Annotated in this window: 21 protein-coding genes and 1 riboswitch; of the genes, 7 read left to right on the forward strand and 14 right to left on the reverse strand. The window is 63.4% G+C overall.

Going from position 1 to position 26,301, the window contains the following annotated elements; genetic code table 11:
* Positions 1-231: 231 nt before the first annotated feature.
* The 3 genes from thiQ to thiB form a co-directional block, all read right to left on the reverse strand.
* Positions 232-1,008 carry a thiamine ABC transporter ATP-binding protein gene (gene thiQ, locus EN861_RS07330; RefSeq protein WP_135863178.1) on the reverse strand — a complete coding sequence of 259 codons (777 nt, stop codon included), beginning with the start codon at positions 1,006-1,008 and terminating at the stop codon, positions 232-234.
* The gene (thiP, locus tag EN861_RS07335; RefSeq protein ID WP_135863180.1) at positions 1,001-2,620 is read right to left on the reverse strand and encodes a thiamine/thiamine pyrophosphate ABC transporter permease; all 1,620 of its coding nucleotides are present in this window, start codon (positions 2,618-2,620) and stop codon (positions 1,001-1,003) included. The genes thiQ and thiP overlap by 8 nt, the downstream gene beginning before the upstream one ends.
* A 224-nt stretch (positions 2,621-2,844) precedes the next feature.
* A complete protein-coding gene (gene thiB / locus EN861_RS07345; RefSeq protein ID WP_127279532.1) occupies positions 2,845-3,843 on the reverse strand; it encodes a thiamine ABC transporter substrate binding subunit in 999 nt (332 codons plus the stop codon).
* A gap of 43 nt (positions 3,844-3,886) precedes the next feature.
* Positions 3,887-4,001, reverse strand: a riboswitch (TPP riboswitch).
* A gap of 86 nt (positions 4,002-4,087) precedes the next feature.
* Here thiB and EN861_RS07350 point away from each other — a divergent pair.
* From EN861_RS07350 to EN861_RS07365, 4 genes are all read left to right on the forward strand, one after another.
* Positions 4,088-4,732 (forward strand): thiamine diphosphokinase, encoded by a 645-nt coding sequence (locus tag EN861_RS07350; protein WP_127279533.1) that lies wholly within the window; start codon positions 4,088-4,090, stop codon positions 4,730-4,732.
* Between the two features lies 1 nt (position 4,733).
* On the forward strand, positions 4,734-6,551 hold the full coding sequence (locus EN861_RS07355; protein ID WP_127872117.1) for an ABC-F family ATP-binding cassette domain-containing protein: 1,818 nt from the start codon (positions 4,734-4,736) through the stop codon (positions 6,549-6,551).
* 86 nt (positions 6,552-6,637) lie between these two features.
* Positions 6,638-6,880, forward strand: coding sequence for a type II toxin-antitoxin system CcdA family antitoxin (locus EN861_RS07360; RefSeq protein ID WP_127279502.1), 243 nt, complete (start codon positions 6,638-6,640; stop codon positions 6,878-6,880).
* The gene (locus EN861_RS07365) at positions 6,880-7,179 is read left to right on the forward strand and encodes a CcdB family protein (protein ID WP_127279501.1); all 300 of its coding nucleotides are present in this window, start codon (positions 6,880-6,882) and stop codon (positions 7,177-7,179) included. The genes EN861_RS07360 and EN861_RS07365 overlap by 1 nt, the downstream gene beginning before the upstream one ends.
* Before the next feature lie 26 nt (positions 7,180-7,205).
* Here EN861_RS07365 and EN861_RS07370 read toward each other — a convergent pair whose 3' ends face one another.
* Positions 7,206-8,945 carry a hypothetical protein gene (locus EN861_RS07370; protein ID WP_127872118.1) on the reverse strand — a complete coding sequence of 580 codons (1,740 nt, stop codon included), beginning with the start codon at positions 8,943-8,945 and terminating at the stop codon, positions 7,206-7,208.
* A gap of 75 nt (positions 8,946-9,020) precedes the next feature.
* A complete protein-coding gene (locus tag EN861_RS07375) occupies positions 9,021-10,319 on the reverse strand; it encodes an adenylosuccinate synthase (protein WP_127279499.1) in 1,299 nt (432 codons plus the stop codon).
* Between the two features lie 211 nt (positions 10,320-10,530).
* On the opposite strand from EN861_RS07375, the gene EN861_RS07380 reads away from it, so the two are divergent.
* Positions 10,531-11,430, forward strand: a complete 900-nt coding sequence (locus EN861_RS07380; RefSeq protein WP_127872119.1) for a DMT family transporter — start codon at positions 10,531-10,533, stop codon at positions 11,428-11,430.
* Positions 11,431-11,492: 62 nt separating this feature from the next.
* Here EN861_RS07380 and EN861_RS07385 read toward each other — a convergent pair whose 3' ends face one another.
* The 8 genes from EN861_RS07385 to glmM all read right to left on the reverse strand — a co-directional run bounded on the left by EN861_RS07385 (position 11,493) and on the right by glmM (position 22,142).
* Positions 11,493-12,704 carry a cytochrome c gene (locus EN861_RS07385; protein WP_135863182.1) on the reverse strand — a complete coding sequence of 404 codons (1,212 nt, stop codon included), beginning with the start codon at positions 12,702-12,704 and terminating at the stop codon, positions 11,493-11,495.
* On the reverse strand, positions 12,701-14,467 hold the full coding sequence (locus EN861_RS07390) for a GMC family oxidoreductase (protein ID WP_135863184.1): 1,767 nt from the start codon (positions 14,465-14,467) through the stop codon (positions 12,701-12,703). The genes EN861_RS07385 and EN861_RS07390 overlap by 4 nt, the downstream gene beginning before the upstream one ends.
* Before the next feature lie 2 nt (positions 14,468-14,469).
* Complete coding sequence (locus tag EN861_RS07395; protein WP_245464451.1) at positions 14,470-15,078, reverse strand: gluconate 2-dehydrogenase subunit 3 family protein; 609 nt, start codon at positions 15,076-15,078, stop codon at positions 14,470-14,472.
* Between the two features lie 527 nt (positions 15,079-15,605).
* On the reverse strand, positions 15,606-17,207 hold the full coding sequence (serA, locus tag EN861_RS07400; protein WP_135863186.1) for a phosphoglycerate dehydrogenase: 1,602 nt from the start codon (positions 17,205-17,207) through the stop codon (positions 15,606-15,608).
* A 64-nt stretch (positions 17,208-17,271) separates the two neighbouring features.
* Complete coding sequence (locus tag EN861_RS07405; RefSeq protein WP_127279678.1) at positions 17,272-18,447, reverse strand: phosphoserine transaminase; 1,176 nt, start codon at positions 18,445-18,447, stop codon at positions 17,272-17,274.
* Positions 18,448-18,705: 258 nt separating this feature from the next.
* Positions 18,706-19,488 carry an outer membrane protein gene (locus tag EN861_RS07410; protein WP_127281137.1) on the reverse strand — a complete coding sequence of 261 codons (783 nt, stop codon included), beginning with the start codon at positions 19,486-19,488 and terminating at the stop codon, positions 18,706-18,708.
* A gap of 207 nt (positions 19,489-19,695) precedes the next feature.
* Positions 19,696-20,544, reverse strand: coding sequence for an outer membrane protein (locus EN861_RS07415; RefSeq protein WP_135863188.1), 849 nt, complete (start codon positions 20,542-20,544; stop codon positions 19,696-19,698).
* Positions 20,545-20,789: 245 nt separating this feature from the next.
* Entirely contained in the window at positions 20,790-22,142 is a 1,353-nt protein-coding gene (glmM, locus tag EN861_RS07420; protein WP_127279665.1) for a phosphoglucosamine mutase, read from the reverse strand.
* A 358-nt stretch (positions 22,143-22,500) separates the two neighbouring features.
* Here glmM and EN861_RS07425 point away from each other — a divergent pair, with 358 nt between their 5' ends.
* Entirely contained in the window at positions 22,501-23,340 is an 840-nt protein-coding gene (locus EN861_RS07425; RefSeq protein WP_127279664.1) for a hypothetical protein, read from the forward strand.
* A gap of 238 nt (positions 23,341-23,578) precedes the next feature.
* A complete protein-coding gene (locus EN861_RS07430; RefSeq protein ID WP_127279663.1) occupies positions 23,579-24,037 on the forward strand; it encodes a hypothetical protein in 459 nt (152 codons plus the stop codon).
* A gap of 302 nt (positions 24,038-24,339) precedes the next feature.
* Here the strand turns inward: EN861_RS07430 and ftsH are convergent, their stop codons facing one another.
* Complete coding sequence (gene ftsH / locus EN861_RS07435; protein ID WP_127279662.1) at positions 24,340-26,268, reverse strand: ATP-dependent zinc metalloprotease FtsH; 1,929 nt, start codon at positions 26,266-26,268, stop codon at positions 24,340-24,342.
* Positions 26,269-26,301 lie beyond the last annotated feature (33 nt).

Below are 26,301 nucleotides of genomic sequence, written 5' to 3' on the forward strand. Positions count from 1 at the left end.
CGTAGCCTGTCAACGCCGATCGCCAGAATGGCTTCCTTTCAGGTCCTTGCGCATGATCATGCCATGCGCAAAACAAACTGCTACAGCGTCCGTCACGCGCCCCTCGGGGCGGGCAGCAGATGCTGTAGGCAAATCACGGCCAGTGCCGGACCGGTATCGAGCGGACCTAGCCACACTACTCCAGTCATGGCAAGCAAGCGCCACATCGCCTCGGGCCGGTTTGAGCGTAAATTATGTCCGCTTCCGGGCAATATCTCGTGATAACGCATCCCCGGCACCCGCACCGATATAGCGCCGGAACGCCTCCGGACCAGCCCCGGCAAAGAAATCGTCCGCCGTGCCTGTGGCGGCGACGGCGCCATTGTCCAGAAACACCACCTTCTGGCCGATGCGGCGGGCATCCTGCGGCTGGTGCGTGACGAACAGTACCGTCATGCCACGCTCGGCATGAAGGCCGGCAACCAGGTCGAGCATGTCGTCGCGCAAGGCAGGCCCAAGCGAGGCGAAGGGTTCGTCGAGCAGCAGCACCGGGCGGTCACGCACCAGCACACGAGCCAGGGCGACGCGCTGGCGCTCACCGCCCGAAAGTTCGCGCGGCAGCCGCTTCTCCTTGCCGGCAAGACCGGTGCGCGCAAGGGCGCCCGCGATATCGGCGTGGTCGGTATCGGTCAGCCGCAACGATGGCGAACGGCCGAGCCCGACATTCTGCTCGACGGAAAGATGCGCGAAAAGATTGTTCTCCTGAAACACCATCGACACCGGACGCACGGCCGGCGGCTCACCACTGACATCGCCCCCGCCGATCAGCACGCGGCCGGATCTCGGCATCTCGAATCCGGCCACCAGATTGAGCAGCGTCGACTTTCCCGAACCGCTTGGCCCCATGATGGCAGTGATTTGCGTCGCGGTGAACTCGACATCGAAAGCGAACAATGCCTCGCCATAACTGAACGAGACCTTGTCCAGCCGCACCGGAACCCCTTTGCCGTCAGCCGCACCGTCAGACATCGCGGGCCATCCCCTTTCCCAGCCGGTCCGCTGCCAGCACCAGTACCAGGCAGACAAGGCCCAGCAACAACGCCAGGCCGGCGGCGTCCTGGGTGCGGTAGCTGCCCATGCGCGCCAGGAGAAGGTAGGGCAAGGTCTGTACGGAATCACTGCCGAACAGGGCGATGACGCCGAGATCGCCAAGCGACAGCGCCATGGCGAACGCGAAGGCGGTGGCGAGCGGCCGCCGCAGCGACGGCCAGTCGACCAGCTTCAGCCTTGCCCAGCCGGAAATGCCGAGCTGTGCGCAGAGCCGTTCGTGGCGCTCGCTTGCCGCATCATAGGCGGGGCGGATGGCGCGCAGCGCGAAAGGCATCGCCATGACAGCGTTGACGGTGACGACCATGAGCGGGGCGATGGCAAAGACGTCGCCGACGTGGCGCAACAGAAGGAACCAACCGGCGCCGACGACGATCGGCGGCACGACCAGCACAAAGCCGGCGCCGGTATCGGTGGCGTGTTCGAGCAGTGTCATTGGGCCGGAGCGGCGGTTCGATGCCAGCGCCCGCCGCGCCATTGTCAATGCCAACGAGAGCATCACCGAAAGCAGCGCCGAAAGGAAGCCGAGCACGGCGCTGGTGAGTGTCGCCTGCCGGACAGCGGTCTCGCCGGCCAGCCGGTCGAGATCGGCGCTCAATCCGGCGATCACGGTCGCCGCCATCGGTCCCGCGACGACCAGCAGCGCCAATCCGATGAGCAAGGCATTCAGTGTGGCTTCGGTGCCGTTGACGGAGAGATAGCGGCGCGGCGCGACCGGCAGGTTGGTGTCGCCGACGACATTGGCGCCGAGCCGCGTCAGCGCCAGCACCACGATGAAGGTCAAGGCGATCTGCAGCAATGTCAGCGCGACAGCCCTCGCGGGATCGAAATCGAAGCGCAAGGCCTGATAGATGCCGACTTCGAGCGTCGTCGCGGCCGGCCCGCCGCCAAGCGTCAGCACGATGGTGAAGGATGTGATGCAGAGCATGAAGACGAGCCCGGCGACGCCGGGCATGGCGGCGCGCAGTGTTGGCCATTCGATCAACCGGAACGCCGGCCGCGCCGCCATGCCGAGCTGGCTCGCCAGCCGCCACTGGTCGGAGGGGATGGTCTGCAGCGCCTCGAGGAACAGGCGGGTGGCCAGCGGCAGGTTGAAGAAGACATGGGCGACGAGAATGCCGGAGAGGCCGTAGATGCCCGGCCAGCCCTGGCCGCCAACCCAGTTGAACAGGCCGGCGAAATAGCCGGCACGGCCATAAAGCGCCAGAATGCCGAGCGCCGCGACGATCGCCGGCAGCGCCAACGGCACGGCGAAGAGCTGCAGAATGAAGGCGCGGCCGAAGAACCGTGGATGCCGCGACAGCGCCCGCGCCACGAACAGGGCCGGCCCGACGGAGAGCAGCGTTGACAGGGCCGCCTGCCAGAGTGTGAAGCGCACGACGCGCAACAGATAAGGGTCGAAGGCCACCCAGGCGCCGGAGAGATCGTGTGCGCCTTCGACAAGCAGCCCGGCAAACGCGCCGCCGATCAAGAGCGCGATCGCCGCCAGCGCTACGCTGCCGGCGGTAATGCGGGGATCAGACGCGGGTTGCACGAAAGGCCTTTAACGTGCGTCGCGTTCCTTCGCGCCCCCCTCTGTCCTGCCGGACATCTCCCCCACGAGGGGGGAGATTAGCAGCTCCGGCGCCCAGCTCATTCCTGCAATGTTGGCGATTGGCGAAATCGCCGATGACAGCCAATCTCCCCCCAAGCGGGGGAGATGTCCGGCAGGACAGAGGGGGGCGCCGTAAAGCATTCATCTTCGGATCATACAGCCAACTACTTGCTCATCACCGCCAGCCATTCATCCACCCAGGTCTTGCGGTTGGCCGCGACCTCCTCCGGACTGAACAGCAGGGTCTTGGTCGGCTTGACCAGTTTGTCGAAGGCCGGGTTGAGCGGCTTGTCGGTCTTGCCGGCCGGGAACATCCAGTTGGTCTCGGGGATGGCGTCCTGGAATTTCGGTCCGGTCATGAAGGCCATGAATTTTTCCGCCAGCGGGTTCTTGGCTCCGGTCGTGGTGATGCCGGCGACCTCGATCTGCAGATACTCGCCCTCTTCGAAAGACGCCGCCTGGTAACGCTCGGTGTTCTCGGCGACCATGTGGTAGGCCGGGGAGGTGGTGTAGGAAAGCACCATCGGCGCCTCGCCCTTGGTGAACAGGCCATAGGCCTCGCTCCAGCCCGGCGTCACGGTCAGCACCTTGGTCTTGAGCTTGGCCCAGGCCTCCGGCGCCTTATCGCCATAGACCGACTTCACCCAGAGCAGCAGGCCGAGACCGGGCGTCGAGGTGCGCGGGTCCTGGATGACGATCTTGTCGTCGGCGCTGCCCTCGACCAGCTCCTTCAAGCTTTTCGGCGGCGACTTCAGCTTTTGCGTATCGTAGACGACGGCGAAATAGCCGTAGTCGAAGGGAACAAAAGTATCGTCGCTCCAGCCGCCCGGCACGTTGACATCGCTCACCGCGCCATGCGGCGCGAACAGGCCGGAGGCCTTGGCATCGGCGGTGAGATTGGTGTCGAGGCCGAGCACGATGTCGGCCTTGGTCGAAGCGCCTTCCAGCTTGACGCGGTTGAGCAGCGCCACGCCGTCGGCGACCGAGACGAACTCGACATCGCAGCCGCATTCGGCCTCGAATTCCTTCTTCACCACGGGGCCTGGACCCCAGTCGGCGGTGAAGCTCTCATAGGTGTAGACCGTGAGCTTGTCCTTGGCCAAGGCCGGCCCGGACAGCGTCACCGCCGTGGCTGCGATGAGAGAATATAAAAACGTGCGCATCGGCGCCTCCTTCGTTTGCGTTGAAAGGAATTGAGGCGTCGGACTGTCCGAAACGTCTAATCCCTCCGCCGGTACAAACCGGATCAGGTTCAGCGGGTTGGCGAGACTGCCTCTCAGCCGGCCCGCGAAATTCGCGTCCGGCACCCCGTTAGAGCGTTTCGACACATAGGCCCGGCGGGTGGGACACGCAAGTGGGAGTTTGCCGCCTTCCGTTTCCCGTGCCGGGCTGGTAAGGCGACGGGATATGAGCACATTCACCATCCTGCTTGGCGGCGATCTCCTCCGCACGCCCCGGCTCGACCGCCAGGTCGAAGGCTCGCGCGTGATCGCCGCCGACGCCGGCATCGGTCATGCGCGGATGCTGGGCCTCGTGCCGGAATTGTGGGTCGGTGATTTCGATTCGGTTCCGGCCGATCTGCCCGCCCATCTCGCCGCCGTGCCCCAGCAAACCTTCCCGACGGAAAAGGACAAGACCGACGGCGAACTGGCAATCGCGGCCGCACTGGAGCGTGGAGCGACCCGCCTTGTGCTGGCGGGCGCCTTCGGCGGCAAGCGCGCCGATCACGCCTTTCTGCATCTGGCGCTTGGCCTGCGGCTGGCCGAGGCCGGAACGGATGTGCTTTTGACCAGCGGCGCCCAGGAGGGTGTCCCCTTGCTCAACGGCAGGGCCAGCTTCGATTATGCCGACGGCACGCTATTTTCTATTCTCGGCTTTTCCGAACTCTCCGGCCTGACCGTCACCGGCGCCAAATGGCCGCTCGACAAGGTCGAGGTGGCTTTCGGATCGTCGCTGACCATTTCCAACGAGGTGAAGGGCCGCCTCGACATCGCGCTCGGCCACGGCCGCGCGCTGCTGCTTGCCCATCCCTATCCATTGCCCGAAAGCTGACATGGCCCCGCCCCTTCTCAATCTCGACGGGATAAGACTGACTTTTGGCGGCACGCCGCTGCTCGATGGCGCCGCCCTGACCGCGTCGGCCGGCGACAAGATCGCGCTGGTCGGCCGCAACGGGTCCGGCAAGTCGACGCTGCTCAAGATCGCCGCCGGCCTGATCGAACCGCAGGACGGCGAGGTGTTCCGCCAGCCTTCGGCAACGGTGCGTTACCTGCCCCAGATGCCCGACATGGACGGCTTTGCCAATGTGCGGGCCTATGTCGAGGCCGGACTCGGCCCGGCCGACGATCCCTACCGCGCCAGCTATCTGATGGAGCATCTCGGCCTGTCAGGCGAGGAGCGGCCGGCAGACCTGTCCGGCGGCGAGGCCAGGCGCGCCGCCCTTGCCCGCGTCATGGCGCCGGAGCCCGACATCCTGCTTCTTGATGAGCCGACTAACCATCTTGATCTGTCGGTGATCGAATGGCTGGAAGAGGAACTCGTCCGGACTTCCTCGGCGCTCATCGTGATCTCGCACGACCGCCGCTTCCTCGAGCGTGTGTCGCGTGCCACCGTCTGGCTCGACCGTGGCCAGACCCGCCGGTTGGACAAGGGCTTTGGCCATTTCGAGGAATGGCGCGACCTCGTGCTGGAGGAGGAAGAGCGCGAGCAGCACAAGCTCGGCCGCCAGATCGTGCGCGAGGAGCACTGGCTGCGCTACGGCGTGACGGCACGGCGCAAGCGCAACATGCGACGTCTCGGCGAACTGCAGACCATGCGCCAGCGCTTTCGCGGCCATCGCGGCGCCGAGGGCACCGCGACAATGGTGGCCAGCGACGCGGCCGAATCCGGCAAGCTGGTGATCGAGGCGAAAAACATAGAGAAGAGCTTTGGCGACCTCACCGTCGTCAAGGGGTTCTCGACCCGCATCCAGCGCGGTGACCGCGTCGGCCTCGTCGGACCGAACGGCGCCGGCAAGACGACGCTTCTGAAGATGCTGACCGGCGAATTGGCGCCGGACGCTGGTTCGATACGGCTCGGCACGAATCTGGAGATCGCCACGCTCGACCAGAAGCGCGAGGCGGTCGACCCGCAGGAGACGCTGGCGCAATATCTCACCGACGGGCGCGGCGAGAACCTGGTCATCAATGGCGAGCAGCGCCATGTCGTCTCCTACATGAAGGATTTTCTGTTCAAGCCGGAGCAGGCGCGCACGCCGGTGCGCGAGCTGTCCGGCGGCGAGCGGGCGCGGCTGATCCTGGCGCGCGTGCTGGCGCGCCCGGCGAACCTGCTGGTACTTGATGAGCCGACCAACGATCTCGACATGGAGACGCTGGAACTGCTGCAGGAACTGGTCGCCGGGTTCGCCGGCACCGTCATCCTGGTCAGCCACGATCGCGATTTCCTCGACCGCACCGTCACCAGCGTCATCGCGCCGGACGGTGGTGGCCGCTGGATTGAATATGCCGGCGGCTATTCCGACATGCTGGCGCAGCGCGGCGGCACCCGGCTCGACGACCGCAAGGCGCGCGCCAAGGCCGACGCCGGCGACGCGCCGACCACCAAGGCAGAACCTGCCGTAGCAAAAGGGCCGGCCAAAAAACTGTCGTTCAAGCAGAAGTTCGCGCTGGACTCCTTGCCCAAGAAGATCGAGGCCGTGACAGCGTCGATCTCGCGGCTGGAAAACAACATCTCCGACCCGGCCTATTACGAGCGCGACCCGGCCTCGTTCCAGAAGACCATCGCCGCCCTCGACAAGGAGCGCGCCACCTTGGCCGCATTGGAAGAGGAATGGCTGGAACTGGAGATGCTGCGGGAAGAGATGGAAGGGTAGGTTCCGCCCGCGATCGGGGCAGCTTGATTTTATTGCCTTCCATATCGGAATGCGCATATATTATGCGCATGTCGCGGAGGCCCACCATGCGTAAGATTGCCTTGAATGCGGTCCGTCAGCCAGCAAATCTGTCGATCGACTCAAATCTCATGCGGGAAGCCAAAGGGCTTGATGTGAATGTCTCGCGCGCCGCGGAGGCCGGCATCGCGGAAGCGGTGGCGGCCGAAAAAACGCGGCTATGGAAGCTAGAGAACCGCGCCACGATGGAGTCGTGGAACGACTACATCGAGAAACATGGCGTCCCGTTGGAAGAGTACCGGCAGTTCTGATGCCCCGCTATGATGTCTTCGCCGGTCGCGTCGAAGGCAACTATTTGCTCGACGTTCAATCCGATCTGCTCGACAATTTCAGGACGCGGGTAGTCGTCCCCCTTCTGCCGTTCGCAACGGTGCCGCCGCCGATGCGAAAGCTTCATCCGATCTTCGACATCAACGGCCGGAAGCTGGTTATGGCGACACACCTGATTGCTACCGTTCCGGCAAGCGAATTGGGTGAAAGTCGGCTGAACTTGACGAAACATCACGACGAGATCGTCGCCGCGCTCGACATGCTGTTCCAGGGTTTCTGATCGAAGGCCGCCGTTACGCCGTCTGCTCAGCCCGCCGTTTTCGCTTGCCAGGCCTTGATCGCCTCGTCGAACACCTTCTCGCCGGGAATGCCCTTTTCCATGGTCAGCAATGCCCGCCGTCCGGTCTTGTAGACGACCGGTACGTCGATCCAGTCCTGGCCGCGCAGCAAGGTCATGTTGGCGTCTTCATCGGCCTTGGTGTCGTTGAGCGCGACCAGGAAGAAGCCGTCGGCGATCTTGGCCGGGATGCCGATCAGCGGGCTGCCGGCATCCTGTTCCGAGCTCTTCATGGCGACGCGCAATATGTTGTCGACGCCGCCGCCCTCGAAGCCGTCGGGCGTCAGGAAGATCATCTCGATGATATGGCTCGCCGGCAGGGTCTGGTCGGTGTTGCGGCGGATGGTCATGCGCAACTGGATGTCCTTGCCGGGAATGGTCGCCTCGGCACGGATCGCAGGCTCTGGCGGCAGGTCGCCGCCGGGCGATTCCTGCACCAGCGACCAGACGATGCTGCCGGGCTCGGCCGAACCCTGCGCGGTGCTGGTGCGCTCCTCGTAGAAGATCGCCTTCTGGCCGACCGGAACCGAGCTTTGCGCCGCAGCCGCGGCCGGAGCCGCCGGAGCGGCGCCCGCCGGCGCGGGCGGCGGCGTGGCGGCGGCACCGGCCGGCGCCGCGGGCGCGGTTCCGTTGGCGGGTGGTGTCGTGGGCGGGGTGCCCGCCGCAGGCGTGGTGGCGGCAGGCGCGCCTGCCGCGGGCGTGGCGGCAGCGGGCGTATTGGCAGCCGGTGCGGGAACCGCCGGCGCGGCCGTGGCCGGCGCATTCGTCGCCGTTGGCGGCGTCGTCAGCGCGGCGACGGATTCACCCTCGCCTATGCCGCTTTGTCCACCGCCCGGGCCGGGATCGGTTTCGCCGCCTTCAGGCGTCAGCCGCTGCGTGAATTTCGTGCCTTCGGCACCGGTCGCGGGCGCCGGTGGCGTGGCCGCGGCATCGGTCGCCGGCTTGGCCGGCGCCGTTTTCACCGGTTCGGTCTTGGCAACAACCTTGCTGCCGCCCAGGCCCAGCATCTTGCCGAAGGCATCCTTGTTCAGCCAGATGCCGTAACCGCCGCCGGCAACGACCAGCAACGCGACGACGGCGGCGATCAGTCCGCCATAGCCGCGCCTGCGTTCAGCTGGGCGCAAACGCTCGAAAGTGTCGGCGCCCGCCGGCGCTTCGTCATTGGCAAAGACATCGTCCTGGTCGTCGTCCCGATCCGCGTCCATTCCCGGCAAGGTCTTCTCCGAAAAGTCCGGAGCGGGCTGGACCGGCGTCGACCTTTGCCAGGCTGGCTCGACCTTGACCGCTGGAGCAGGCCGGTTGGGTTCGGGGTTCGCCACGGGCTGCGCCGGCTTGTACGGCTCCGGGCTGGCCGCGACAGGCGCCTGCCGATACGGGGACGGAGCGGGAATCGATTCGGCCTTGGCCGGCTGCTTGACGTGGCTCGACTGGTTCTTGTTGCGGTCGATGGAGGAAAAGATGTGCTCCAGTTCCGCGAGCGGGTCCGTCTCCGGCACACTCTTGACGTAGTCCCGCTCGACGCCGGCAATGGCGTCGTCCAGCGAGCGTTTCTGCTTGTCTATGGCCTCGGGAGCCAGCGGCGGCGAATATTCCGCAAGCTTCTTCGCCAGCATGGCGCGAACGCTGTTATAGATGCGCGCACGCTTCTCGGGCGTCTCGTCGCCGTGCTTCTCGAACGCGTTTTTCAGAACAGCAACGAAATCTGCCATGCTTCAGTCGACCTGTAGTTTGCCTCCGCGCCGGCCCCCGCAAATCAGCCGCGATGCCCGGAAAGGCTTCAGAAACTAGTCTTGAAACGGATCGGTCACAAGTATCGTGTCGTCCCGTTCCGGGCTGGTGGAGAGGAGTGCGACCGGCGCGCCGATCAACTCCTCTATGTACCGGACATATTTGACCGCCTGGGCCGGTAGATCGTTCCAGCTGCGCGCGCCGGCGGTGGTGCCTTTCCAGCCTTCCAGCGTTTCGTAGATGGGTTCCACGCGGGCCTGCGCGCCCTGGCTTGCCGGCAGATAGTCGATCGTCTCGCCGTCGAGCCTGTAGCCGGTACAGACCTTGATCTCGTCCAGCCCGTCGAGCACGTCGAGCTTGGTCAGCGCGATGCCCTTGATGCCGTTGACGGCAACCGCCTGGCGCACCAGCACCGCGTCGAACCAGCCGCAGCGGCGCTTGCGCCCGGTGACGACACCGAATTCATGGCCGCGCGTGCCGAGGAACTCGCCGATCTCGTTCTTCTGCTCGGTCGGGAACGGACCTTCGCCGACCCGCGTGGTGTAGGCCTTGGTGATGCCGAGCACGTAGCCGATGGCGCCCGGACCGACGCCGGAGCCGGCGGCCGCCTGTCCGGCGACCGTGTTGGACGAGGTGACGAACGGATAGGTGCCGTGGTCGATGTCGAGCAGCGTGCCTTGCGCGCCCTCGAACAGGATGCGCTCGCCGGCGCGGCGCTTGTCGTCGAGCACCTTCCAGACGCGGTCCATGTAGGGGAGGATGTCGTTCGCGACCGAGGTCAATTCCTGCATGATCGCGTCATGCGTGACTTCGCCATGGCCGAGCCCGCGACGCAGCGCATTGTGGTGCGTCAGCAGCCTGTCGACCTTCAGAGGCAAAGTTTCCAAATCCGCCAGATCCATCACCCGAACCGCGCGGCGGCCCACCTTGTCCTCGTAGGCGGGGCCGATCCCGCGCCGGGTCGTGCCAATCTTCGTTCCGGAATTCGAAGCGGCATCCTCGCGGAATCCGTCCAGCTCCCGGTGTACGGACAGGATAAGCGCCGTGTTTTCGGCTATTTTCAGGCGATCCGGCGTCACGTCCACGCCTTGGCCCTTCAGTTTCTCCACTTCGGCGACGAAAGCATGCGGATCGAAGACCACGCCATTGCCGATGATGGACAGCTTGCCTTCCCGCACGACGCCGGAAGGCAGCAGCGACAGCTTGTAGACCTTGCCGTCGACGACCAGCGTGTGGCCGGCATTGTGGCCGCCCTGGAAACGCACGACGACATCGGCGCGCTCCGACAGCCAGTCGACGATCTTGCCCTTGCCTTCGTCGCCCCACTGCGAGCCGACGACCACCACATTGGCCATGTTTCTTTTCCCTTGAGACGCCGCCGCGCGGCTTGGATATGGTTCGAAACGACAGGCCTCTATAGCGTCAAGACCTCGCGAGTGCGACCTTTCTTTGCCGCCGAAAATGCCCTGAGGCACAACAATTTTCGGCTTTGACATCATTTACTTGGACTGACGGGGGCAATAGGCCGGCAAACACCGCAACTCATCCCGCGGCCGGAAGCCCGCGATGCATCGAAGCGCCTACATGTTCCTGCTGCTCACCACCTTGCTGTGGGGCGGCAATTCGGTGGCCGGCAAGCTGGCGGTCGACCACGTCTCGCCGATGACGCTGGTCTTCCTGCGCTGGATGCTGGCCGTGGCAATCCTACTGCCGATCGGCTGGCGCACGATCCAGGAGGATTGGCCTGTCGTGCGCAGGCACTGGATCGTGCTGGCGGCGCTGGGCGCCAGCGGCTTCACCCTGTTCAACACCATTTTCTACACCGCGCTCAATTACACCACGGCAATCAATGTCTCTATCGAGCAGGCGGCGATGCCGATCCTGATCATGACAGCCAATTTCGTTTTCTTCCGCCTGCGCGTGAACTGGGCGCAGATCGCCGGCGTGGTGCTGACCATCTTCGGCGTCATCCTGACGGCCTGCCATGGCGATCCACGCCGGCTGCTGACGCTGGAACTCAATTTCGGCGACGCCATCATGCTGGTCGCGGTCGTCCTCTACAGCGGCTATTCGGTCGGGTTGCGGCTGAAGCCGGCGATGCGCTGGCAGAGCCTGATGCTGGCCATGTCGTTCGCGGCACTCATCACCTCATTGCCCTTTTTCCTGTGGGAGGCCGCCGCCGGCAAGGTGATCGTGCCCGATGCGCGCGGCTGGACGGTCATCGTCTATACGGCGATCGGCGCTTCGGTGATCTCGCAGATTACCTATATCAGGGGCAACGAGCTGATCGGCGCCAACCGCGCCGGCCTGTTCATCAATCTAGTGCCGATCTTCGGCACGCTGCTTTCGGTGCTGATCGTGGGCGAGACTTTCCAGCTCTATCAGGCGCTGGCGCTGGTCCTCGTTCTGGGCGGCATCTGGCTCGCCGAATACAGCGGACGAAAGACGATGCTGAACCGCCGATAGAGCCGCCGTCAGTCAATCGTTCGGCTTTCGCAACGATATCGAAATCCAGCCCGGAATGCAGGCTACGGCACCAATTCCTTGCGCACCGCCGCGATATCGTCGGACGAGACCGCCGGCGCGGAATTGCCCCAGCTGCCGCGCACATAGGTCAGCACGTCGGCGATTTCCTGGTCCTTCAGCCGCCATGCCAGCGAGGGCATCGAAGGCGTGGTCGGAGCACCAGTCGTGTGCACCGCCTGGCTTCCGGCAAGAACGACGCGCGCAAGCGTCTCGGGATTGCCCTGCGCGACGATGGAATTGCCGATGAGGGTGGGGAACAACGCGCCGGCCCCGGCGCCGTCGCCGCCATGGCAGGCCGAACAATTGTCGCGGTAGATCGCCTCGCCCGCCACCATCCGCGCTTCGTCGGGCTTGGGCGCCTGCGCACTGCCGGTGTCCGACCCCAGGTTCTTGAGATAGACGGCCACGGCCTTTAGGTCGGGATCCGTCATTTTGGAGGTCGAGTTCTCGATCGCCTCGGCCATCGGACCGGACGCGATCGAATGCGCGTTGACGCCGGTCTTGAGGTAAGCGACCACATCCTCTTGCGACCATTTGCCAAGGCCGGATTGAGCATTGTTGGTGATGTCGGGGGCGAACCAGCCCTGCAGCGACGCCCCTTGCAGGAAGCTGGAGTCCTGATCGGCGCCCAGGAAGGATTTGGGCGTATGGCAGGTCCCGCAGTGCCCGGCCCCCTGGACGATATAGGCGCCGCGATTCCACTCCGCCGACTTGGAGGGATCGGCCTGGAAGCCCGCCTCGCTGAAGTTCAGGAGATTCCAGCCCCACATCGCCAGCCGGATGTTCAACGGGAACGGCAACTGGTTCGCCTCGACCTTGTTCGCGACCGGCTCGACCGTGGTCATGTAGGCCCACAGGTCGGAGATGTCCTGCTCGGTCATCCTGGTATAGGCGGGATACGGCATGGCGGGATAGAGCCGCACGCCATCGTGGCCGACGCCCGTCTTCATCATGTTGCGGAAATCGATCTCCGACCAATTGCCGATGCCCGTCTCGTGGTCGGGCGTGATGTTGGGCGGCACCAGTGCGCCGAAGGGCGTTTCGAGCGACAGGCCGCCGGCCAGCGGCTTGCCCCCCGGCCTCGTATGACAGCCCGCGCAATCGCCGAGCACCGCCTGGTATTGGCCGCGGATGATCTGGTCCGCCTGATCGGCGGCAAGTGCAGGCGTGATCGCCAGCAGGGCCGCGCCGGCGCCGGCAGCGAGCGTCCTCATGCCTGCACCAACGGGGCGCCGGGATTGCGAAGATAATGATTGCGGATGCCGTCAGCGGCGCGGTAGGCGAGCGCGCCGACCGTTCCGGTCGGATTCTTGCCGGCATTCTGCGGAAAGGCCGACGCGCCGATGACGAAGACGTTGGGCACATCCCAGCTTTGCAAGAAGGTGTTGACCGCGCTCCTCTTCGGGTCGGTTCCCATGATGGCGCCGCCAGTATTGTGGGTGCTTTGATAAGGGACGCTGTCCCAGCCCTTTTTGCGACGGCCGACATTGTATTGCTTGCCGCCAAGCGTCTTTGCAATTTCCTCCATCCGGTCGCAGAGGTAATTCGACATCCTGATATCGTTGTCGGGAAAATCGAAGGTCATGCGCATAAGCGGCCGGCCGAAGCGATCCTTGTAGGTCGGGTCGAGGTCGAGGTAGTTGGTGCGTGTCGCGGAGCTGCTGCCCTGCGAGGAGAAGCCGAGAGTGCTTTTGTAGCCCGCGACGGTCGCCTTCTTCCAGGCGCTGCCCCACTTCGGCGTGCCCGGCAGCGTCGGCCGGGTCCCAATGGGACGTCCATTGGTGGGGATGCAGTTTATGCCCGCGCCGCCGACGAAATCGAGCCCGCCGTGGTCGAAGGCGTCGCCATTATAGTCGTCGATCGTCTGACCGAGCGCGCCCGCGGCAATGAACGGATTGAAGTTCTTGTCATCGAAGAACACCTGCACGCCGGCGTTGGTCTGGTAGCAGTAGTTGCGGCCGACCGTGCCCTCGCCGGTAGCGGGATCATAGATCCTGCCGATGCCCGACAGCATCATCAGCCGGGCATTGTGCAGGCCGTAGGCGCACAGAAGCACGAGATCGGCCGGCTGGAAGAATTCCTGTCCCGACGTATCGACATAGGTTACGCCGCGCGCCGACTTGCCGCCGGCGGCAAGATCGACATGCAGCACCTCGCTGTCGGTCCGGACCTCGAAATTGGCCTTCTTCATCAGGACGGGAAGGATGGTGGTCTGGGCGCTGGATTTGGAATAGTTGGCGCAGCCGAACCGCTCGCAGAATCCGCAATAGGTGCACTGCCCCATGGTGATGCCGAGCGGATTGACATAGGTCCGTGACATGTTGGCGGACGGTGTCGGGAACGGGTGCAATCCCATGGACCGGCCGGCATTGGCGAACAGGGTCGGCGCGTAGGTCATCTCCATCGGCGGGTTCGGATAGTCCCGCGACCTCGGATCCTCGAACGGATTGCCGCCTTCCTGTAGCTGCCCCTTGATGTTGCCGGCTTTGCCCGAGATGCCCGCCAGATATTCGAACTGGTCGTAATAAGGCTCCATCTCGGCGCCGGTCACGCCCCAGTCCTCGACCTGGAGATCGGCGATCCGTGCCGCGCCATACCTCTTGGTCAGGTTGGTCTTGATCTGAAAATCCGAATCCCAGAACCGCCAGGTGTGGCCGTTCCAGTGCACCCCGGCGCCACCGACACCGTTGCCTAGCAGGAACGAGCCGAAATCGCGCATCGGCAGCGCCGTCTGCGACGGGTCGTTGCGCATGGTCAGGGTTTCCACGGCAGGCTGCAGGAACAGGTCGCGCCGCACGCTGTAGCGCAACTCGTCCTGTGCGTAGCCGATGTTGAAATCGGTTGCCGTATCGCGCCAGGGACCACGCTCGATGGCCAGAACGTCCAGGCCCTGATCGGTGAGTTCATGCGCAAGGATGGACCCTGTCCAGCCGAGGCCGACGATCACGACATCCTTGCGAGGCAGTATCGTCGTCATGGTCAGCTCCTTTTCACGAGCCATTCCGGGCTGCCTTCGATGGAGACGGGCGGCCGCGGATAGGGCTGATTGTGCTTGCTGACGTGGTCCCGGTAGTCATAGCGAGCGCCGGGGAAACCAAGCATGCGCCACGAGACCATGTCCTTGTTGCCGCCATAGACCGGATCGGCAAAGAACCCTTCCATCGTGTTCTGCAGCAGAAGCCCGAAGAAACCAGGACCCTTGACGCCGTTTGGCAAGTCAACCTTTCCAGCTTCCATGGCGGTCAGGAATGCATCCTGGTCCGCCGGCTGGAGCTCGGCGAATGTCTTGCCGTCGCGCTGTTTCAGGAAAGCGTCGATGGCGGCAAGGCCGATGCGGTAACGCTGGGCGGGATTGGCTTCGCCCTGGTAACCTTGCGTGGGCAACCCCGGCAGGAACGGTCCTTTTGTGTAGAGCCGGCTCGACGTTCCGAACGCGCCCGTCAACTGGCGGTCTATATAGACAGCGCAGCCGGCCTCCTTGCCGCCCATCGAGAGATCGTCGGCGGGGACAAGGCGGTCGACGATGGCCTCGACGAGCGCGGCTTCCTGCGGCGTGAAGAACTGCCAGCCGCCGGACACGACCTGCATCGGCGGATCGGACGACAGCGGCGCCCAAGGCAGCGAGCCCGACAAGGATCGGGCAAAGCTTGCCGATGTTGCCGTTACCGTAAACATCGCAACCGAAGACAGAAAAAGACGGCGGCTCAGTCGGACAGTATTGTGACGATCCATCGAAGGCACCCCGACAACAATAGAGGCGCGCCGAAAGGGGCGCGCAAAATCATGACAAAATCAGTTAATTTTAAGTCATGCCAATCACTTGGTGTCAGCCTGCGGAAAGAAACCGGGATCGTCAAGCAGATCACAAAATCGTTAGATTAGGCCAGTCATCTTCTTATCGTCATGCGCTAATGTACTGATGGCTAAAGAGGATATCCTTGTAGCAGCTTGAAGCAACGAGCGTATCATCAGGCGGGTTTCCAAAGCGTGCTACCGCCGGCAACGGCCCAATCCGCCAGGCCACTCCAGCGGTCACGGCAACGCCCCGCATGCATGCCGGCAAACGGGGCGTCGTAATGGTTTTGCTTATCACCCTGAGTGTGCGGAGCGATCGACTAGAACCCGCCCACGTCGAACTGGAGGCGCTTTGCCGAGTCGATCGACTTGTGGCCCCGCACCTGCTCCAGCACCTTTTCCGGGAACGGCGCGTCGAGATAGAGCAGGGCGATGGCGTCGCCCCCCGGCCGATTGCGGCCAAGCTGGAAGTTGGCGATGTTGACGCCATTCTCGCCACAGACAGTACCGAGCAGGCCGATGATGCCGGGCGCGTCGGCATTGGTCGTGTAGAGCATGTGCTGGCCGACCTCGGCGTCGAGGTTGATGCCCTTGATCTGGATGAAGCGCGGCTTGCCGTCGGAGAAGCAGGTGCCGGCGATCGAGCGGGTCCTGTGCTCGGTCTTGACCGTCAGCTTGATATAGCCGTCGAAGACGCCCGATTTGTCGCGCTTGACCTCGGCGACGATGATGCCGCGCTCTTTCACCATGATCGGCGCCGAGACCATGTTGACGTCGGCGACCTGCGGCCTGATCAGCCCGGCCAGGGCAGCGCTGATCAGCGCGCGCGTGTTCATCGTCGCGGTCGAGCCGTCGAACAGGATCTCGACCTCGGTGATCGGATCCTCGGTCACCTGGCCGACGAAGGCGCCGAGCACTTCGGCGAGCTTGACGAACGGCTTCAGCCGTGGCGCCTCTTCCGCCGTGATCGACGGCATGTTTATGGCGTTGGAGACTGCACCCTTGATCAGGTAGTCGGCCATCTGCTCGGCGACCTGCAGCGCGACATTCTCCTGCGCTTCCGCCGTCGAGGCGCCGAGATGCGGCGTCGCCACCACGTTCTCCATGCCGAACAGCGTATTCTGCTCCGCCGGTTCGACCTCGAACACGTCGATACCGGCGCCCGCCACTTTCCCACTCTTCAGCGCCGCGACGAGGTCGGCTTCGACCACCAGCCCGCCACGGGCGCAGTTTATGATGCGCACGCCGTTCTTCATCTTGGCGATGGCGGCCGCATCGATGATGTTGCGGGTCTTGTCGGTCAGCGGCGTGTGCAGCGTGATGAAGTCGGCGCGGGCGAAGAGTTCGTCCAGTTCCACCTTGTCGACACCGAGCTCCTCAGCGCGCTTGTCCGACAGGAACGGGTCGAAGGCGACGACATGCATCTTCAGCCCGACGCCGCGTGTGGCGACGATCGAACCGATGTTGCCGCAGCCGATGACGCCGAGCGTCTTGCCGGTGATCTCGACGCCCATGAAGCGGTTCTTCTCCCATCTACCGGCATGGGTCGAAGCGTTGGCTTCCGGTATCTGGCGGGCGAGCGCGAAGATCATCGCCACGGCGTGTTCGGCCGTCGTGATCGAATTGCCGAAGGGCGTATTCATCACGATGATACCCTTGCGGCTTGCCGCCGGGATATCGACATTGTCGACGCCGATGCCGGCGCGGCCGACGACCTTGAGCCTGGTGGCGGCGTTGATCAGCTTCTCGGTGACCTTGGTCGCCGAGCGGATGGCGAGGCCGTCATACTGGCCGATCACTTCAAGCAGCTTTTCCTTGTCCTTGGCGAGGTCGGGCAGATAGTCGACCTCGACGCCGCGATCCTTGAAGATCTGCACGGCGGTAGGAGAGAGTTTGTCGGAAACGAGAACGCGGGGCGCCATGGCGGCCTCCTTGAAAATGGGATTGATCCGGGAACGGGCGGCCCTCGGGCCGCCGCGGAGTACCTCAAGCAGCCGCTTTCAGCGACGCCTTCTGGCTGGCAAAGGCCCAGTCGAGCCAGGGCAGCAGCGCTTCGAGATCGGAGGTCTCGACGGTTGCGCCGCACCAGATGCGCAATCCCGGTGGGGCATCGCGGTAGGAACCGATGTCGTAGGCGACGCCTTCCTTGTCGAGCGTCGAGACAAGCCCCTTGGCGAACGCCGCCTGCCCGTCAGCGTCGAGCGCCGCGATATCCGGATCGCTGAAGGACAGACAGACCGACGTGTTCGAGCGTGTCGCCGGCGCGACGGCGAGATGACCGAGCCAGGATGAGCTTTCCACGAACCGGTCGAGCACGGCGGCATTGGCATCCGCCCTGGCAATCAGCGCATCGAGGCCACCGATCGACTTCGCCCAGTTCAACGCATCGAGATAGTCCTCGACGCAAAGCATCGATGGCGTGTTGATGGTTTCGCCCTTGAAGATGCCTTCGATCAGCTTGCCGCCCGAGGTCAGGCGGAAGATTTTCGGCAACGGCCATGAAGGCTTGTAGCTCTCCAGCCGCGCGACGGCACGTGGCGACAGGATCAGCATGCCATGCGCGCCCTCGCCGCCCAGCACCTTCTGCCAGGAGAAGGTCACGACATCGAGCTTCTCGAAGTCCAGCCTTTGCGCGAAGGCGGCCGACGTCGCGTCGCAGATGGTCAGGCCCTTGCGATCGGCTGGGATGAAATCACCGTTGGGCACGCGCACGCCCGACGTGGTGCCGTTCCAGGTGAAGACAACGTCGCGGTCGAAATCGATCTTGGCCAGATCCGGCAATTCGCCGTAGCCGGCCTCGATCTTGCGCACATCGGCGAGCTTCAACTGCTTGACCACGTCGGTCACCCAGCCGGAGCCAAAGCTTTCCCAGGCGACCATGTCGACGCCGCGTTCGCCGAGCAGCGACCACAGCGCCATCTCGACGGCACCAGTGTCCGATGCCGGCACGATGCCGATGCGATAGTCCGCCGGAACTTGCAGGATTTCGCGCGTCAGCTCGATCGCCTGTTCGAGCTTGGTCTTGCCGATCTTGGCGCGGTGGGAGCGGCCGAGCGCAGCGGATTTCAGCGCCTCGACCGACCAGCCGGGACGTTTTGCGCAGGGACCTGAGGAAAAATTGGGATTTACCGGACGGAATCCGGGCTTCGTATGCGTCGTCATCGTGGTCTATCCTTCCAGATAGTGGCCCCTCGTTGGGGAGGGGTGGCCCACGGACGGCGATATGCGTTCAAGCCTCGGGCGTCAAGAGGAAAGTTTTTGTCGCTGCCGGGATACCAAATGCATGTCGTCCAAAAGTGCCCGGCGGTTTTGGGTCGACGACATGCATCAAACAAGAATGTCCGTGATCAGGATCGCGTGATTCGAATGCAGACGGCGGACCGCAGGGATCCGCCGCCGAAATGCTGATCTGTCCGGGACCTACCAGAGATCGTAGCGCAGCCCCAGCTTGACCTGGTGATTGCTGATTCCCTTGTGGACCGGGAAGGAGGTCAGGCTTTCGGCCGTCACATATTCGGCGTCGGGGGCCGAGAAATACTGATAACCGAGATCGACGGAAACGTTCTTGGAAACCTGATAGGCAAGGCCGGCATTCAACGTATAGGCGAAGGAATACTGTGTCTTGTTGTCCTGCAGGTTGAAACTGTTGGCGGGGACATTGTTATCCGTGTAAGTCGCCGAAAGCGTGTGCCTGCTGCGGACAACACCGATGCCGGCGCCGAGATAGGGCGTGATTCCGACATATGTGCCGAGATCGACATAGCCATTGAGTATCCCCGAGAAGGCATAGTTCTTCAGCGATCCCGATCCCTGGGTCGACAATGTCGGCAGCGTGACGACCGCTGAATCGTCATAGCTGAAGCTGACGTCGTTACCGGGCAAATAGCCGAGGTTGAGATCGGCGCGCAGATAGTCGGTGAAATGATAGCCGAAACCGATGCTCGCGAAGGCCGCTTTGTTGCTCTCGCTAAAGTTTTCGTTGTTGATCGCCGACGGGAAGGTGAAATCCCCGTTTTTGAAGCTCTTTTGCACCAGATAGGAGACGTCGCCGCGCAGATACCATCCGGAGCCGACCTCGACCGGCACATAGTCCGGCGCCTGGTCGACATAGACCGGAGGATCGTAATCGGCTGCGAGTGCCGATGTCAGTGGCAAGAGGCCAAATCCGGCAAGTGCCAACGCAATACGCGATATGAGTGTCATGGTCCCCGACTCCCGATTTGGCGACACCTGCGATCACGCAGGCAGCCATCGTTTCAAGGAGCATTGTTAACCATAGTGGTTAAGTGCCGGTTAAGGCTAACAGAGCGTTAGCGAATTGATTTCGAACGGACTCAACCCGGATCATCTCAAACGAAAACCGCCCGGCTGATGCCGGGCGGTCGACGAATTCTTGGAACTTCGAGGCGATTACTTGGTGTAGATCGGCTCGGGCTCGGGCTGATAGGCAACCGGTACACTGCACCCGTTGTTGCCGCCAAACTGATAGCGCAAGCCACCGCGCACTTCGTGGGTGTTGAAGCCGTGATCGAAGCCTGGCCCGGCGCCCGGCGTGGCGCCGCTTGGACCATACTCGAACATGCGACCGCCCTGGATATGGGAGAAACGGTAGCCAGCATCGAGGATGACTTTGTCGGTCAGACAGTAGGAGGCGCCGGCCATGACCGCGTAGGCGAAGCGCCAGCTGGATGTTCCGGGGTTGGACTCGGTCGTGTTCGGATCGTAGACAGTATCCCACTTGACGCGCGCACCGCCGATGCCGGCGCCGACATAGGGCGTGATGCCATGCCAGGTGCCAATATCGACATACGCATTGGCCAGCAGCAGCAAGGCGCTCATCTTCGACACTTCGGTGGAGGTCGTGGTGAGATCCGAGGTGGCGCCGTTGAAGTTCGACTTGAACCAATAATCGGCGGTCAGGTCGGTGCGGAAGTGTTCATTGATCTTGTAGCCGACGCCGCCGCCGAGCGAGAAGCCGCCCTTGAGCTTGCCGTAGTCGAAGCTCTTGCTGCCGGCGACCCCGACGGGAGGTCCGCACGGGCAAGGCGCGGCCCCATAGGTGATGTAGTCGATGTCACCCACCTTCGACTTGTGATAGTCGAGGTCGCCGCGGATATACCATCCGCCGACATCGACAGGCTCATAGACCGGCGGTGGCGCTTCTTCGACCTGCGGCTCAGGCAGATCAGCTGCGAGTACCGGCCAGGCCAAGCCCGCGAACAGCAGCGCGAACAGTGCCTTTCTTGCTGTATTGAACATGCTTGTCACCCCTAGAAACCCTCGGAACGGCGATCGTGTCCGAATGAAATTGGCTTTCAGGCGTGGATAATGAATTGCAAAAGTTAAAAGGCGTTTAACCTTGTCGATTAACCACGAATCTCTAAAATCCAGGAGATCTGGCGATGATTTCGACAGAATGAACCGGTTCTCCGGCCAACAAAAAGCCCGCCGGCGGGGCGGGCTTCGATGCAAGCAAGGCGGCGGCGCCTTCCGGCGGGCGAATGTCAGGCGGCGCTGCGGGTTTCCGAGATGACCCCGACGATGTCGTTGACGACGGCCTCGACCAGTTGCGGATCGTCGCCCTCGGCCATGACACGGATCAGCGGCTCGGTGCCGGATGGGCGGATGACCAGCCGCCCGGCCTTGCCGAGACGGTGACGGGCGTCTTCGATCGCGGCCTTGACCAGGGCCTCCTCCAGCGGCTTGCCGCCGGCGATGCGAACGTTCTTCAACAGTTGCGGCACCGGCTCGAACTTCTTCGACAGTTCGCTGACCGGGCGGCCCTGCCGCTTGATGCAGGCCAGCACCTGCAGCGCCGAGACCAGACCGTCGCCGGTGGTCGAAAAGTCGGACAGCACGATGTGACCCGACTGCTCGCCGCCGACATTGAGCCCATGCGCGCGCATATGCTCCACGACATAGCGGTCGCCGACCTTGGTGCGGTGCAATTGCAGCTTCATGTCGCCGAGAAAGCGTTCAAGGCCGAGATTGGACATGACGGTCGAAACGACGCCACCGCCGGCCAATCGCCCGCTCTGGTGCCAGGATTCGGCAATCAGCGCCATGATCTGGTCGCCGTCGACGATGGCCCCGTTCTCGTCGACGATGACGACGCGGTCGGCATCGCCGTCGAGCGCGATGCCGATGTCGGCGCGCACTTCATGCACCTTCTTCTGCAGCCCGGCCGGATGGGTCGAACCGCATTCCCTGTTGATGTTGAAGCCGTTGGGCTCGACATTGATGGCCACGACCTCGGCGCCAAGCTCCCACAGCGCCTCTGGCGCCACCTTGTAGGCCGCGCCATTGGCGCAGTCGACGACGATCCTGAGACCCGAAAGCGACATCGAGCGCGGCAAGGTGCGCTTGGCGAATTCGATATAGCGGTCGTGCACGCCATCGACGCGCTTGGCGCGGCCAAGCCCGTCGGAATCGGCGAGCGCCAGTTCGATGTCCTTGTCGAGCATGCTCTCAATGCGTTCTTCGATCTCGTCGGAGAGCTTGTAGCCGTCGGGGCCGAACAGCTTGATGCCGTTGTCGTAATAGGGATTGTGCGAAGCCGAGATCATGACGCCGATATCGGCACGCAGCGAACGCACCAGCATGGCCACCGCCGGCGTCGGGATCGGGCCGAGCAGGAACACGTCCATGCCGGCGGCGCAAAGGCCGGCCACCATCGCGTTCTCGATCATGTAGCCGGAAAGCCTGGTGTCCTTGCCGAGCACGACACGATGGCGATGGCTGCCGCGCTGGAACGAAAGGCCAGCGGCCATGCCGACCCGCATGGCGATTTCGGCGGTCATCGGAAACTTGTTGGCGCGCCCGCGAATGCCGTCCGTGCCGAAGTAATTCCCTGCCATGCTAGCCAGTATCCCTGATTGTCCTTAGCCGGCACGTCATGCCACAATTGGCCGTCGTGCCCCGATCACATTGTGTGATTATATGTTACCAATCCTTAGAAAATCATTGTTGTGCACTGCACACAACCTGGTGGCGTCCTGTTACCGAGCCACCGTTGCGCCACAATATACCAGTTTTGCGAGCCATCGAGCGCGGATGCACCCCGAGAATTCTTGGCTCAGCGGCCGTAAGGTCAAATGATTTCATCACCTTGTCGTTAGAAGGCGATTTCCGGCGATATATAATCTGGCGCAACCGACCGTTGAGCGTTATTGATTCGCTGGGACGTATAATGGGCTTCAGCCACGGAGAAACGCTATGCTCATCCACCGAATTGCCACTCTCACCGGCCTCGCGGTCGCGACGTTGTTCCTGGCCGCGCCAGCCAACGCGCTGACGATGGCCGAGTGCAGCACGAAGTATAACGCCGCCAAGGACGCGGGGACGCTTGCGGGGGCGACCTGGAACCAGTTTCGCAAGGCGCAATGCGGTACCGACGCCGCGGCCACCACCGAAACCAAGGCTGCCACCACCAAGGCGACTGAAACCAAGCCGGCCAAGACCACCAAGGCTGCGGCCGCGGCTGCCGACAGCCCGGCCAAGGGCCTGACCGCCAAGGAATGCAGCACCAAGTACCAGGCGGCCAAGGCCGCCGGCACGCTGAACGGCATGAAGTGGAACGACTTCCGCAAGGCTGAATGTGCCGCTGGTGCATCCGCTGCCGCCGACACCAAACCGGCGACCACCAAGGCGGCGGCAGCTCCGGCCGCTGCTTCTGGCAAGGGTCTGAGCATGGCAGAATGCAGCACCAAGTACCAGGCCGCCAAGACGGCGAACACCCTGAAGGGCATGAAGTGGAACGACTTCCGCAAGGCTGAATGCGGCGCCAGCGCGTCCGACGACGACACCGTGCCCGCCCCGAGCGAGGCCAGTTACACCAAGGAGCCGGCAAAGCCGACGACGGTTGCGCCCAAGGGCGTCACCTTCCCGTCCGCGATCTCGGCGAAGTATGCCAGCGAAACTCCCGGAAAGGGTCGCATGCATACCTGCCTCGACCAGTACTATGTCCTCAAGGACGCCAACGCGCTCGGCGGCCTGAAGTGGATCCAGAAGGGCGGCGGCTTCTACAGCCTCTGCAATGCCAAGCTGAAGGGCTGATCGCGTAGCCATAGTCTCCAAACAAAGGCCCGCGCATCGCAAGATGCGCGGGCCTTTTTGTTGCGCGCGAAGACGCCTGCGGCTTTGCACGCATGTCGCGGGGGCTGCCGGCATCATCAATTCGCCTACACTGCCCACCGCCAAGCTCATCGATAATCCGCAAAGATTCTGGTTGAACATATAAAGAACAAAACGTATACAAAAGGACGTCAAGCTTATTGTCAACCAGGAGGGTCTTATGCACAGTTTGAAATTGGCGGTATTGGCTGCGACCGCATTTGTTGCTTGGAACGTCGCCCCTGCAAGCGCACTGACCATGAAGGAATGCGGCGAGAATTACCGGACAGCCAAGGAAGGCGGCACTCTGAACGGCATGGACTGGGCCGCTTTCCGCAAAGAGAAATGCGCGACGTCCGCCGCCGAGAGTGTCAGCGCGGATACGGTCGAAACCACGCCGCAGCCGAAAAAGGAAACCAGCGCGGCGGTCGCCCCAACTGTAGCGCCGGTGGGCGTGACATTCCCGACCACCCTCGCCGCCGAGTTCAAGACCGAAAAGCCCGCGAAGGCGCGGATGAAGACCTGCCTGCAGGGTTACCACGGCAACAAGGAGGCGGGTACGTTGAACGGCCTTCGCTGGATCCAGAAGGGCGGCGGTTATTACAGCCTTTGCAATGCGCGGCTGAAAGCTGAATCATAAAAGTCGAATACGGCGGATAAAGCGGTTCACAGTTTTTCACGCAGACGTTGAGCCGTGATCCTCGGGCTTGTCCCGAGGATCTGCTGTCGGGCGACATCTGGGCGCCGGGTATGAGTTGGAAACCGCCAACTGCGTTTGCAGGTCATCGGGACAAGCCCGAGGGGTGACGCTCCAACGTACGTCCGGCGCGCCCCTTGAGTTCTGGAGCAATTTCCAGGAAAAGTGCGTAGCGGTTTTCTGTCCGGAATTGCGTGAAAACAAAGAGTTAGAGCGGGTTAGCGATTGTCAAACGCTGAACCGCTCTAGCCCTGCGGTTGCGGCTCCATGCCGCCTTCGGGCTCGGGACCCTTCTTGCGGCGGCCTCCGGACTTCGGAACGGCCGAGCCACGGCTCGGCGGTGTGTCGTCGCCAAGGTCGCGCGAGGGCTTCTGCCCTGCGATCAACTGCTTGATCTCCTCGCCGGACAGTGTCTCGTATTCGAGCAGGCCTTGCGCCAGCGCGATCCATTCCTTCTTCTTCTTGGTCAGCACCGACTTCGCCGTCGAATAGGCGTCGTCGATCAGCCGGCGCACTTCCGCATCGATGATCTGCGCCGTCTCTTCCGAGATGTTTTGCGTGCGCGCCACCGAATGGCCAAGGAAGACCTCTTCCTGGTTGTCGCCATAGGCGACATGGCCGAGCTTGTCGGAGAAGCCCCAGCGCGTGACCATGGCGCGCGCCAGCTTGGTCGCCTGCTCGATGTCGGAGGAGGCACCCGACGTGATGTTCTCCTTGCCGAACTTGAACTCCTCGGCGACGCGGCCGCCCATCATGATGGCGAGGCGCGAGACCATGTATTTGTAGCTCATGGAGTAGCGGTCGCCTTCCGGCAACTGCATGACCATGCCGAGCGCGCGGCCGCGCGGGATGATGGTTGCCTTGTGCAGCGGATCGGCCGACGGCACGTTGAGCGCCAGGATGGCGTGGCCGGCCTCGTGATAGGCGGTCAGCTCCTTCTCGGCCTGGGTCATGGCCGACGAGCGGCGCTCGGCGCCCATCATGATCTTGTCCTTGGCGTCCTCGAACTCGGCCATGGTGACGAGGCGCTTGTTGCGCCGCGCGGCCATCAGCGCGGATTCGTTGACAAGGTTCATCAGGTCGGCGCCGGAGAAGCCGGGCGTACCACGAGCGACGACCTTGAGGTCGACATTGGGCGCCAGCGGCACGTTGCGCACATGCACCTTGAGGATCTTCTCGCGGCCGACGATGTCGGGGTTGGGCACCACCACCTGGCGGTCGAAACGGCCGGGACGCAGCAACGCCGGATCGAGCACGTCGGGCCGGTTGGTGGCGGCGATCAGGATGATGCTTTCGTTGGATTCGAAGCCGTCCATCTCGACCAGCAACTGGTTCAGCGTCTGCTCGCGCTCGTCATTGCCGCCGCCGAGACCGGCACCGCGATGGCGGCCGACGGCGTCGATTTCGTCGATAAAGATGATGCAGGGCGCATTCTTCTTGGCCTGGTCGAACATGTCACGGACGCGGCTGGCGCCGACGCCGACGAACATCTCGACGAAATCCGAACCTGAAATGGTGAAGAACGGCACGTTGGCTTCGCCGGCGACCGAGCGGGCAAGCAGCGTCTTGCCGGTGCCGGGAGGACCGACCAGCAGCACGCCGCGCGGAATCTTGCCGCCGAGGCGCTGGAACTTCTGCGGATCGCGCAGGAACTCGACGATCTCTTCAAGATCTTCCTTGGCTTCGTCGACGCCGGCGACGTCCTGGAAGGTGACGCGGCCATGCGCCTCGGTCAGGAGCTTGGCCTTCGACTTGCCGAAGCCCATGGCGCGCCCGGAGCCGGACTGCATCTGGCGCATGAAGAATATCCACACGCCGAGGATGAGGATCATCGGCAGCCACGAGATCAGGTAGCCGAACAGCGAATTGGAACCGTCGGTCTCGGGCCGCGCATTGATGGTGACGTTCTTGTCCTGCAGCCGCGAGACCAGTTGGGGATCGCCGGGCGAATAGGTCTGGAAGCCGCTAGAATTGTCGGTGTAGGTGCCGGTGATGCGGGCACCCGCGATGGTCACCGTCTTGACCCGGCCGGCCGCGACATCCTGCAGGAACTGCGAATAAGGCACATCGCTCGAAGCCCCGCGCGTCTGCGGCGTCTGGAACAGATTGAAGAGGGCGATGAGCAGGACCGCTATGATCGCCCAGAGCGCGAGGTTGCGATAGTTCGGATTCATCAATTGTCCCGTTGGTGTCCGCGAGCGGACAGC

This window comes from Mesorhizobium sp. M8A.F.Ca.ET.218.01.1.1 (genome assembly GCF_004791165.1).
In the GTDB taxonomy this organism is placed as follows: domain Bacteria; phylum Pseudomonadota; class Alphaproteobacteria; order Rhizobiales; family Rhizobiaceae; genus Mesorhizobium.